We start from the raw sequence: 12,772 nt of genomic DNA on the forward strand, positions 1-12,772 counted from the left end.
AGGTCTTTCACGAGGCCAGCTTGCGGGCGATGACCTTCATGATCTGGCCGGCCGGCTTGGGCATGTGCAGGTCGTGGTGGGTGGCCTCCACGTCGTACTCCTCGTAGGAGCCGAGGACGTAGGGCCGCCATTCGGGCCCGTACGACGAGAGCCCGTCGACCTTGTCCAGCGTCGCGTTGAAGTACAGCACGTCGCCGCCGTAGACCGGTGAGACGAAGTCGCCCATCTTTTGCAGGTTGTTGGCGCCGACCTTGGACATGGTGTCCAGGAAGTCGTCCATGTTGCCGGTGTTCATGAACTGGCCGAAGACTTCCTCGATGTCGGCCCGGTAGAGGTCCTGGCCCCGGTCGGACACCTGCTGGAACCCGTTGTCGGCGGCGCCGGTCGCGGGCTGGGTGTCCAGGACGGCCACGAGGTCGACCTGGTGGCCGAGCCGGTCCAGTGCCACCGCGAGGGCGTGGGCGATCGGCCCGCCGTAGGACCAGCCGACGAGGTTGTAGGGCCCTTCCGGCTGGATCTTGAGGATCTGGGCGAGGTAGTCGTCGACCATCTCCTGCACCGAGTCCGCCATCGGGTCGATGCCGTTGGAGCCGCGGGACTGCAGGGCGTAGGAGGGGCGGTCGGGCACGTGCGGCGCGAAGGTGAAGAACGCCCAGCCGAGACCGCCGCCTCCGTGGACGAACCACACCGGCGGCTTGCCCGTGCCGGGGTCGCGGTTCAGCGGCAGCACCACCCCGAAGGAGTCGGCGTGGTCGCCGGGGATGCTGCCGATGAGCAGCAGCGCGGCCAGCTCGGCGACCGTGGGGTACTGGATGATGGTCCGCAGGGGCATGTCGGTGCCGAACTGCTTGCGGATGCGGGCGCTGAGGCGGGTGGCCAGCAGGGAGTGCCCGCCCAGGGCGAAGAAGTCGTCGTTGATGCCGACCCGCTCCAGGCCGAGCAGGTCGCTGAAGAAGGAGCAGAGCTTCTCTTCGTGGGAGTTGCGTGGTTCTCCGCTGCTCACGGTGGTGGTGTGCTCGGCGGGCAGCGCGCCCCGGTCGATCTTGCCGGCCGGGTTCAGCGGAAGCTGTGACAGCGGCACCACCGCGGCCGGGACCATGTAGTCGGGAAGACGCCCGCGCAGGTACTCGGGCAGTTCGGCCACCAGCGGGCCGATCGCCTTGGCCAGGGCGGGGGTGTTCGCCCGGATCCGTCCGGCGACGGGGCTGGGCACGAAGGCGCCGCAGACGGTGCGCCGCTCGGGCACAAGGACGGCGTCGAAGTTGTGGACGGCCTCGCTGGACCAGGTGAGGACCGCCTCCAGGCCCTGGCGCCGCGCCCATGCGGCGACGTCCTCGGGGTCGACGGGCCTGCCGGAGGGGGCGTCCGTCTTCAGCACGCCGGCGAACAGCGCCGCGGCGCTCTCCTGTGCCAGCCGTGCGTTGGGTATCCCGCTCACCCGCACCGGGCCGCCGGCGCGTGTCACCCGCCCGTTCAGGGCGGCCAGGTCGGACACCTCCTCACCCCACGCCAGCGACGGCACGCCGGTCAGGTCGAGGAGGCCGGCCGGCTCCTGGTGCAGGACGACCTCGTAGCGGTGGCGGGTCAGCGCGTTGTGCGCCTGCCCGGCCTTGAGCCGGATGTCGGCCCCGGCCCGGTGTTCCGCCGCCCACTGGGCGAACCACTCCGGGGCGACCGCCAGTTCCCGCTCGGCGAGCAGCGCCTGCTCCACCGCCGCCCGGATCTCCTCGTGGGAGGCGTAGGGCTGGGCCGCCTGGGCCTGCGCGGTCGCCAGGATCCGCAGGGTCGCGGCGTTGCGGACGTCGCCGAGGATCAGCCGGCCGCCGGGGGCGAGAAGGTCCAGGGCCTGCCGCAGTACCTGGTCCAGGTATTCCACGCTGGGGAAGTACTGCACCACCGAGTTGAGTACGACGGTGTCGAAGGTGCCCTGCGGCAGTGCGGACAGGTCGTGGGCGGCCCGGGTGCTGAGCCGGACCCGGTGCCCGTGTCCGGCCTGCTCGGCCTGGTCCCGGAGCCGGTCCACGGCGGTGGCGGACAGGTCGGTGCCCCAGTACTCCTCGACCTGGTCGACGACCTTGGCCATGAGCAGGCCGGAGCCCACGCCGATCTCCAGCACGCGGCGCGGCGCGAACCGCAGGACCTGTGCCGCTGCCGCGTCCTGCCACTGCCGCAGCTGGTCCAGGGGGACCGGTTCGCCGTCGTACACCGACGTCCACTGCTGGAAGTCCTCGCCCCATGCCTCGTCGGCGGCCTCGGCGTAGCTGTCGTCGTGGACGTGGCGCCATTCCTCGATCTGGGCGGTGACGTCGGCCACGGCGGCGTCGGGGTCGGGCTCGACGTAGGCCACCAGGCGCTGGTCGCCCTTCTGGTCCTCGCGGACCACGACGGCGGCCTGGGACACCGAGGGGTGCCCGGTCAGCGCGTGCTCGATCTCGCCGAGTTCGATGCGGAACCCGCGGACCTTGACCTGGGAGTCGGTGCGGCCGATGTACTCGACCTGGCCGTCCTTGTTCCAGCGCACCAGGTCCCCGGTGCGGTACATGCGCGCGCCCGCCGGGCCGAAGGGGCAGGCCACGAACCGTTGCGACGTCAGCCCCGTCTGCCCCAGGTAGCCGCGTGCCAGGCAGGCGCCGGCCAGGTACAGCTCGCCGGCGACGCCGGGTGCGACCGGGCGCAGGGCCGCGTCCAGGACGTAGACCTGGTTGTTCCAGATCGGCGCGCCGATCGGTACCCGGTCCGCGCCGGGGATGTGCTGCCATCCGGTGACCTCGACGGTCGCCTCGGTGGGCCCGTACAGGTTGTTGGCGGAGCAGCCGGGCAGCAGGTCGGTGAACCGGTTGGCCAGTGCGGCGGGGAACGCCTCGGCCGCCACCTCGATCCAGCGCAGGCTGGTGCAGCCGGCGGCGGCGGGCTCGGTGACGAACGCGGACAGCAGCGAGGGCACGAAGAACGCGCCGGTCACCTGCTCGCGCTGGATCAGCTCGGCCAGGTACGCCGGGTCCCGGCGCCCCTCCGCGCCGGCCACCACGACGCTGGCACCCATCTGCAGGTTGGAGAACATCTCCGGCACCGAGGCGTCGAAGCTGGCCGAGGTGCTCACCAGCATCCGGTCCTCGACCGTGACGTCGAAGTGGTCCAGCCCCCACAGGATCCGGTTCATGATCGACCGGTGCGCCACCGGCACGCCCTTGGGGCCGCCGGTGGAGCCGGAGGTGAAGATGACGTAGGCGGCGTTGTCCGGGGACAGGTCCCGCTCGGGGTCGGTGTGCGGGTAGCCGGACACGTCGGGGAGCACCTCGTCGAGGAGCAGCAGCGGTTTCGCCCCCGCCAGTACGTGCCGTACCCGGTCCTTGGGCAGTTCGGTGTCCAGCGGGACATAGGCCGCGCCGGCCTTGACCACCGCGTAGACGGCCACCAGCAGGTCCACCGAGCGGGGGATCTTCACCGCGACGAGCTGTTCGGGGCCTGCGCCCTGCTCGATCAGCCAGTGCGCCAGCCGGTTCGCCCGCCGGTTGAACTCCCCGTAGGTGAGCCTCTCGTTCTCGGCGATCACCGCGACCCGCTCGGGGTCCCGGGCCACCTGGGCCTCGAAGGCGTCCGGCAGGGTGTTGCCGGCCACCGGGTGCGCGGTGTCGTTGACCCGGCGCACCAGCCAGTCCCGCTCGTCGGATCCCAGCACCTCGATCGTGCTGAGGGGGGCGTGCGGGGCGGCGGCCACCTGCTGGAGGACGCGGGTGAAGCGGGCGGCGATCTCCTCGGCGGTGTCCCGGTCGAAGAGCTGGGTGGCGTACATGAGGTCGCCGCGCAGTGTTCCGGAGTCGGTCACGGCGAGGCTGAAGAACAGGTCGGCCAGCGAGGTCTGCGTGAGGTACTGCTCGAACTGCACGTTGAGGCCGGGCAGTTCGAAGTCGGCCTTCTCGAAGCTCTGCCAGGCGAACATCACCTGGAACAGCGGCTGGTACGAGGTGGAGCGGTCGGGGTTGATCAGTTCGACGAGGGTCTCGAACGGCACGTCCTGGTGCTCGTAGGCGGCCAGTGCCTTGTCCCGGACCTGCGGGAGCAGGTCGACGAAGGAGGGGTTGCCGGTGAGGTCGATGCGCAGGACCTGGGTGTTGACGAAGAGGCCGACCAGGTCGGCCAGTGCCTCGTCGGTGCGTCCGGCGATCGGGTTGCCGATCGTGACGTCCTGGCCGCCGCCCAGTTTGCTCAGCAGTACGCCGAGCGCGGCCTGCACGACCATCGACATGGTCATGCCGCGCTCGTCGGCGAGTTTCTGCAGGCCGGCCGCCACCTGGGCGTCGACCTCGATGCCGAGTGAGTCGCCCTGGGAGTTGCGGGTGGCGGGCCGCGGGCGGTCCAGCGGCAGGTTCAGGGGCTGCGGCACCCCGGCCAGTTCCTTGCGCCAGTACTCGGCCTGGGCCGCGGCGAGGCTGCCCGGGTCCGTCACGTCACCGAGCAGTTCGCGCTGCCACAGCGCGTAGTCCTTGTACGTCACGGGCAGCGGTTCGAACTGCGGGGCCCGGCCGTCCAGGCGCGCGGTGTAGGCGGTGGTCAGGTCGCGGGCCAGCGGGCCGCCCGAGACGCCGTCCGAGGCGATGTGGTGGATGAGCAGGACCAGGACGTGTTCCTGGGGTGCGCAGCGGAACAGGCGTACCCGCAAGGGGATGTCGGCCATCAGGTCGAAGCGGTGGGCGATGAACTCCCCGACCGCCGCGTCCAGGGCGTCGGGTGCCACCTCGACGACCGGGACCTGTACCGGTGCCTGGGCCGCCGGCAGGATCCGCTGGTGGGGTTCGTCGTTGTCGTCCGTCACGTAGGTGGTGCGCAGAGGTTCGTGCCGGGCGACCACGTCGCGGACCGCCGCGATGAGGGCGGCTTCGTCCAGGGGGCCCGTCAGCCGGAACGCCGGGGAGATGTTGTAGGTCTCTGCGCCGCCCTCCAGTTGCTGCGTGAGCCACATACGGCGCTGGGCGAACGAAAGCGGAATCACTGGTTTTGCTCCTCTACGATCATCCTGCGGAGAGCGGGGCGAAGCGGAACGGCCGACTCCTTCGACCATGCGGCGAGTGCGGCCACCGTCGGCAGGTCGAAGATCTTGCGGATGGGTATCTCCATCCCGATCTCGGCACGGGCGCGGGTGATCAGGCGGGTGGCGAGCAGGGAGTGCCCGCCGAGTTCGAAGAAGCCGTCGTCGATGCCGACCTTCTCCAGGCCGAGTACGTCCGCGAACAGCTTGGCCAGGTCCTTCTCACGGGCGGTGCCAGGAGCGCGGAAGGGTGTGGCGGAGGTGAGGTCGGGGGCGGGCAGGGCCTTGAGGTCGAGCTTGCCGTTGGGTGACAGCGGCAGCCTCTCCAGCGGCACGTAGGCGGCCGGGACCATGTACTCGGGCAGCCGGTCGGCCAGGTGGTCCCGCAGTTCGGCCGGGTCCGGGACGCTGGTGCCTTCGGCGGGAACCAGGTAGGCGGCGAGGTAGGGGGTGGTGTCGCCGGGTTTCTGGGTCACGACGGCGACCTGGGCGATGTGCGGATGGGCCGTCAGGGCGGCCTCGACCTCGGCGGGTTCGACGCGGTAGCCGCGGATCTTGACCTGGGTGTCGATGCGGCCCAGGTGCTGCAGTTCGCCGTCGGGGGTGACGCTGGCGAGGTCGCCGGTGCGGTACATGCGCGAGCCGGGGGGCCCGTAGGGGTCGGGGACGAAGCGGTCGGCGGTCAGGGCGCTCTGGCGGTGGTAGCCGCGTCCGGCGCCGGCCAGGTAGAGCTCGCCCGGTGTGTCCGGGGGCAGCAGGCCAAGGCCCGGGCTCAGTACGTAGGCCCGCACGCCGGGGAAGGGGCGGCCGATCGGCACACCCGCGGTGTACGGCTCGCCGGGGTCCAGGGTGTGGCCGGTGGCGTAGAAGGTCTCGCTGGGTCCGTAGCTGTTGATGATGCGTGCCTTGGGCCAGCGGGTGCGCACCCGCTCGGCCAGGACCGGGGTCAGTACCTCCCCGGAGATGTTCAGGGCCGTGGGGTCGATGCGGCCGGCGAGCTGGTCGACGAGTTCGGCGAAGGCGGAGGGCACCGAGCAGATGACGTCGGCGTCCCAGCTGTCGCGTTCGGCCAGTTCCAGCACGTCGCGCACGATCTCGGCGGTGCCGCCGGTGGTGAGCGCGGCGAACGTCTCGAAGGTGGCGACGTCGAAGCCGAAGGAGGCGGCGACCAGGACGCGCCGGCCGGCCTGGGCTCCGGCGTGGGCGACCAGGGCGTCCACGGCGTTGACGACGGTGCTCTGGGTGACGCCGACGCCCTTGGGCACGCCGGTGGAGCCGGAGGTGTAGATGACGTAGGCGAGGTTGTCGGGGCCGGCCTTGGGCCGTGCTGCCGGCCCGGCGGCCGGGGGCCGGAGGTCGACGTCGTCCAGGACCAGGACGGGGATGTCGGTGGCGGGGACGAGTTCCCGGGTGCCGGTGTCCGTGAGGATCAGGTGCGGGCGGGCGGTGGGCAGGACGTGCGGGAGGCGGGCGGCGGCGTAGGCGGGGTCGACGGGCAGATAGGCGCCGCCCGCCTTGAGCACGGCCAGCAGGGCCACGACCACGTCGACCGTGCGCGGCAGGACCACGCTCACCACGCTCTCCGGGCCCACCCCGCGGCCGGCCAGCTCGGTGGCGAGCCGCTCGGCGCGGGCGTCCAGTTCGGCGTAGGTGAGCGAGTGGCCGGCGGCGGTGACGGCGACCGCGTCCGGGGTCCGGGCCACCTGTGCCTCGACCCGCTCGGTGAGCGTGACGTGCGAGGCGGGGACGGGCCAGTCGTTGAGCCGGGCCAGCATCCGCTCGCGTTCGGCGGGTTCCAGGGCCTGGATCTGCGCGATCTTCAGCCCGGGGTCGGAGGCCAGCTGCCGCAGGAAGCGCACCAGCCGGTCCGCGTACATCCGCACCGTGTCCCGGTCGAAGACTGCCGGCGCGTACTGGATGACGAGCTGGAGGTGGGAGTCGGCGGCCGCCGTCAGGCACAGCGCGTAGTGGTTGCCGGCGAAGGGGCGCAGGCCGGTGAAGGTGATGCCGTCCGCGGCGTCGCTGGCGGCGCCGAGGCCTTCCCGGTCGACCGGGTACGACTCGAAGACGACCAGGGTGTCGAACAGGGACCGTACGCCGGCGGCCTGCTGGATCTCGGGGAGCCCGTAGTAGTGGTGCTCCACCAGGTCGGCCTGCCGGCTCTGCAGCCCGCCCAGGACCTCGCCGACGGTGTCTGCGGGCGTGTGGGCGACCCGTACGGGAACGGTGTTGATGAACATCCCGACCATGGACTCGACGTCCGCGACCGCGGGCGGACGCCCGGAGACGGTCGCGCCGAACACCACGTCCTGGCGGCCGGTGAGCTGGCCGAGCAGCAGCGCCCAGGCGCCCTGGACCAGGGTGTTGACGGTGATGCCCAGTGCGGCGGCCCGCTGGACCAGTTCGCGTGCCTCCTCCGGTTCCAGGTCGACGTCGAGCTGGCCGCGGTCGCCGTCCTCCGCGTTCGCGGAGTCGGGAACGAGCAGGGTCGGCTCCTCGAATCCTTCGAGTTCGGCGGCCCACGCGCGGGCGGCCTCGTCCTGGTCCTGGCGGGTGAGCCAGGACAGGAAGTCGCCGTAGTCGCGGGGGGCGGGCAGGTGGGTGGGGTCGCCGCCGGAGGCGTAGAGCAGCAGCAGGTCCTGCATGAGCAGGGGGGTGGACCAGCCGTCGTAGAGGGCGTGGTGGGCGGTGAGGACGAGTTCGGGCCGCTCGGGGTCAAGGACGGCCAGGGCCAGCCGGATCAGGGGCGGGTGGTCCGCGTCGAAGTAGGCGGTCCGGTCCTCCTGGAGGAACCGTTCGAAGGTGTCGGTGCGTTCCCTCTCGCCGGCCGCGCTCAGGTCGAGGTGCTGCCAGGGCAGGGTCACCGACTCCGGGATCACCTGGACGAGTTCGCCGTCGGCGCGGTCGACGAACGCGGCGCGCAGGGCGGGGTAGCGGTCCAGGAGGGCCTGTCCTGCCCGGTGCATGCGCTCGGGGTCGACGCGGCCGGAGAGGTGGAACACCAGCTGGATGTGGTACGGGTCGAAGTGGGCGCCGGCCAGCTTGGCCTGGAAGAGGATCCCGGACTGTGCCGGGGTGGCGGGCCAGAGCGTGGTGAGCTTGCCGAAGCGCTGCTCCCAGGTGTCGATCTCCCGCTGGCCGACGGCGACCAGGGGTGCGTCGCTGGGGGTGAGGCCGCCGGCGTCCGGGGCGGTGGCGTGGCGGGCCAGGGCGGTCAGTGCCTGGATCCACAACTCGGCCAGTTCTTCGACGTCCTGGCGGGAGAGGACACCGGTGGGAAAGCCGAAGTAGGCACTCAGTTCGTCACCGTTGCCGGTGTCGGTGGCCACCGCGTTGATCTCCAGCGCGGACAGCACCGGCATGTCCGCGTCCGGCGCCGCGATCAGGTCGGTGTGGGTGGTGTCCGGCGCCCAGCCCAGGCCGCGCAGTTCCTCGGGCAGGTCGGCGCTGGAGGCCTTGCCGAGGTAGTTGAAGCCGATCTGCGGCCGGCGCAGCCCCGCCAGCACGGGCGCGGTCGCGGGGTTGAGGTGGCGCAGCGGGCCGTAGCCCATTCCGTTGTCCGGCACTGCGCGCAGTTGTTCCTTGACGGCCTTGAGTGCCTGCCCGGCGGCCGTGCCGCCGGCGAAGGCGTCCGCGAGGTCGATGCCGGCTGTGTCCAGGCGTACCGGGTACATGGCGGTGAACCAGCCGAGGGTGCTGGACAGGTCGGCGCCGGGCACCAGGTGTTCCTCCCGGCCGTGGCCTTCCAGGCGCACCAGGGTGGAGGTGGCGGCCTGGCCGCGGGTGTGGCGCCAGCGGGTCAGTGCGAGGGCCAGCGCGGCCAGCAGGCCGTCGTCGACGCCGCTGCGGAAGAGCGCGGGCACCGTGTCCAGCAGGGCGCGGGTGACGTCGGCGGGGACCTGGACGCGGACGGTGTCCGCGGTGGCGGTGATGTCCCGGGCCGGATCCAGCTCGCGTGCGCCCAGGACCGGTTCGTCCGCGTGCAGGATGTCCTGCCACACGGAAAGCTCCGCCACCCGCTCGGGACGGGCCGCGTCTTCGGCCAGGGCGTGTGTCCAGCGGCGCAGTGAGGTGCCGGTGGCGGGTGGCAGGGCGGTGTCGGTGCCGCGTACCTGCCGCCAGGCGGCCACCAGGTCGGGGAGCAGGATCCGCCAGGACACCCCGTCGACGACCAGGTGGTGCAGCACGATCAGCAGCCGGTCCGCCTTGGTGCCGGAGGTCAGCCACACGAACTGCGCCATCACTCCCGCGTCCGGGTCCAGCCGGTCGGCGGCCGCGTCGAGTTCCCCCTGCACGGCCGCATCCGCATGGGCCACCTCGCGCAGCAGCGTGCCGGCCCGCACGCTGCCCGCCGGTTCCATCCGCAGGCCCGGCTCGGTCCGGTCCAGACGCGAGCGCAGCACATCGTGGCGGTCCAGCACCGTCTGGAGGGTGGCCTCCAGTGTGGTCCGGTCGATGTCCTCGGGCAGGGTGAGCAGCGCCGACATGCAGAACCGGCCGATCCCGCCGCCCAGCGCCAGGACGTGTGCCGCCGTCGGGGGCAGCGGAGCCCAGCCGGTACCGCCGCCCGGCAGTTCGGCCAGTGTCACCCGCTCCTCGCCCGCCCGGCTCTGGACCAGTTCCGCGAGCCGGGCCACCGTGCGGTGTTCGAACACTTCCCGTGTGCTGACCAGCACACCGCGTGCCTTGGCGCGGGCCACCACCTGGATGGAGCGGATGCTGTCCCCGCCGCTGGTGAAGAAGTCGTCGTCGACGCCGACCTGCCCGCTGCCGAGCACATCGGCGTACACCTCGGCCAGGACCCGTTCCGCGGCGCTGCCCGGCGCCCGGTAGCGGGTGCCGGTGAACTGCGGTGCGGGCAGTGCGGCCCGGTCCAGTTTCCCGTTCGCGGTCAGCGGCAGCCGGTCCAGCACCACCAGTTGAGCGGGCACCATGTAGTCCGGCAGCCGCCGGGAAGCGAACCTGCGCAGGTCCGCCACCGATACGGCGGCGTTCATGTCGACGTCGCCGTGCGGGGTGGCGGTGCCGGCCTGCGCCACGTAGCCGACGAGCCGTGGGGTGCCGGTGTGGTCCTCGCGGACGGTGACCACGGCCCGGCTGACGGCGGGGTGCTGGGCCAGGACCGTCTCGATCTCGGTGGGTTCGACGCGGATGCCGTTGACCTTGACCTGGCTGTCGGCGCGTCCCGCGTAGCGCAGTTGGCCGTCCTCGTCCCATCGGGCCAGGTCGCCGGTGCGGTACATCCGCGTACCGGCCGGGCCGAACGGGCAGGGCACGAACCGTTCGGCGGTGGCGGCGCTGTTGCGGTGGTAGCCGCGGGCGACGGGGCCGGCGACGTACAGCTCTCCGACCACGCCCTGCGGGAGCGGGGTCAGTTCGGGTCCAAGGACGTGGGCGCGCATGTTGGCCAGCGGCTCGCCGATCGGTACGGCGCCGGTTGCGTCCGGCTGCTGTGCGACGGTGAACGTGGAGGTGTAGAAGCTCTCGGTCTGTCCGTAGGCGTTGATGACGCGGGTGCCGGGCAGCGCGTCGTGGATCTTGCGGACGAGGTCGAAGGAGAGTGCTTCGCCGGCGAGGACGACGGTGTCCACGTCCAGTCGCAGGCCGGGGGTGTTGTCGGTGGCGAGCTGGTCCAGCAGGGCGGAGAACACCGCGGGCACGGCGCTGACGGTGGTGCCCGACCAGCTGTCGCGTTCGCCGAGTTCGAGGACGTCCCGGACGATCTCGACGCCGGCTCCCGCGGTCAGCGCGGTGAAGATCTCGAAGACGGAGACGTCGAAGTTCACCGAGGTCGCGGCGAGCATCCGGGATCCCGCCTCGACGTGGGTGCGCCGGCGCAGGTCCTGTATCCCGTTGACGACGCCGGCGTGGGTGAGGGCGACGCCCTTGGGGGTGCCGGTGGAGCCGGAGGTGAACATCACGTAGGCCAGGTTCTGCGGTCCGATCCCCAGTTCGCCGGCTTCGACGACGGGGCCGTCCAGGTCCAGGTCCAGGTCCGGGCCGTCGAGGTGCAGTACCGGCGGGGCGCACTCCCCCAGCGTCTGTGCCGTGGCCCGGTCGGTCAGGACCAGGGCGGGGCGGGCCGCGTCGAGCAGGAGGCTGACGCGGGCGGAGGGGTAGTCGGGGTCGAGGGGCAGGTAGGCGCCGCCGGCCTTGAGCACGGCGAGGAGGGCGACCACCAGGTCGGTGGAGCGTGGCAGGGCCACGGCGACCAGGGCGTCCGGGCCGACTCCGCGTTCGCGCAGGGCGGCGGCCAGTCGGCCCGCGCGGACCTCCAGCTCCCCGTACAGCAGTGAGGTCTGCCCGCACACCACGGCTGTCGCGCCGGGTGTTTGCGCCGCCTGGGCGGTGACCAGCTCCGGTACGGTCGCGGCCGGCACCGGTGCGGCCGTCTCGTTCAGTCCGGTCAGCCAGGTGTGTTCGGCGCCGGTGAGCACGTCCACGGCGCCCAGCCGCGTCGCGGGGTCGGCGACGACCTGGCGCAGCACCCGCACGTAGCGCTCGACCAGGCTCTGGGCGGTGGTGTGGTCGAAGAGTTCCGTCGCGTATTCCAGGCGTCCGTAGCCGCGTCCCGAGGGGCTGGGGACGATGTTGAAGAACAGGTCGAACTTCGCGGTGTCGGTGCCCGCCGGGACGGGGGTGACCCGCAGCCCCGGTACCTCGATCTGCGACCAGGCGAACTGCCAGGCCAGCATCACCTGGAACAGCGGCTGGTAGGCGGTGGTGCGGTCCGGGTCGAGCAGCTCCACCAGGTGCTCGAAGGGCACGTCCTGGTTGTCGTAGGCGGCAAGCGCGCGGTCTCGTACCTGTTCCAGCAGGTCGCCGAAGGAGGGGTTGTGGGACAGGTCGACGCGCAGCACCCAGGTGTTGGCGAAGAACCCGATCAGGTCTTCGAGCTGTTCGTCGGGGCGGCCCTCGATGGGGCTGCCGATGGTCAGGTCGTTGCCGGCGCCGAGGTGGTGCAGGAGTACCGCGAGGACGGCCTGGGCGACCATGGGTGGCGTGGCGCCGTGGCCGGCGGCCAGTTTCCCGATGCCGGCGACGAGGTCGGCGTCCAGGTCGAAGTCGACGTGGCCGCCGCGGTGGCTGGCCGAGGTCGGCCGCGGCCGGTCCAGCGGCAGCTGCACCGGCTGCGGCACCCCGGTCAGCTCCTTGCGCCAGTACTCCAGTTGCTCGGCGGCGACGCTGTCCGGGTCGTCGTCCTCGCCGAGCATCCGCCGCTGCCACACCGTGTAGTCCTTGTACTGCACGGGCAGCGGGGTCCAGTCGGGTGCCTGGCCCTGCCGGCGCGCGGTGTACGCCGACAGCAGGTCCCGCATGAACGGCGCCATCGACGCCCCGTCCGCGGCGACGTGGTGGAAGACGAACACCAGTACGTGCTCCTGCGGCGAGACACGCAGGACGGTGGTGCGCAGGGGCAGGTCGCTGTCCAGTTCGAACCCGGCGCACGCCACCTCGCGCAGGGTGTCGTCGACCGCGTCCGCGGTGACGTCGACGACGCGGAACGGCAGGTCGGCCTCCTGCGGGGACAGCACCCGCTGCTCGGGGGTGCCGTCCGCGTTCTCGACGAGCAGGGTGCGCAGGCTCTCGTGCCGGGTGACGACGTCGGTCACCGCCGCGGCCAGGGCCGCGGTGTCCAGCGGGCCGTCCAGACGCAGCACGAAGGGGATGTTGTAGGTCGCGGACGGCCCTTCCAGACGGTGGAGGAACCACAGTCGGCGCTGAGCGAAGGACAACGGGATCATC

At 72.0% G+C, this 12,772-nt stretch carries 2 protein-coding genes; both read right to left on the bottom strand.

Annotation, left to right across the window (positions count from 1 at the left end):
* Window positions 1-7: 7 nt before the first annotated feature.
* Window positions 8-4,990 (bottom strand): non-ribosomal peptide synthetase, encoded by a 4,983-nt coding sequence (locus tag AC0ZLC_RS29675; RefSeq protein ID WP_476755021.1) that lies wholly within the window; start codon window positions 4,988-4,990, stop codon window positions 8-10.
* Window positions 4,987-12,771, bottom strand: a complete 7,785-nt coding sequence (locus AC0ZLC_RS29680; RefSeq protein ID WP_476755022.1) for an amino acid adenylation domain-containing protein — start codon at window positions 12,769-12,771, stop codon at window positions 4,987-4,989. The genes AC0ZLC_RS29675 and AC0ZLC_RS29680 overlap by 4 nt, the downstream gene beginning before the upstream one ends.
* Between the last annotated feature and the right edge of the window lies 1 nt (window position 12,772).

It is taken from the genome of Streptomyces sp. GLSS-08, from assembly GCF_056387915.1.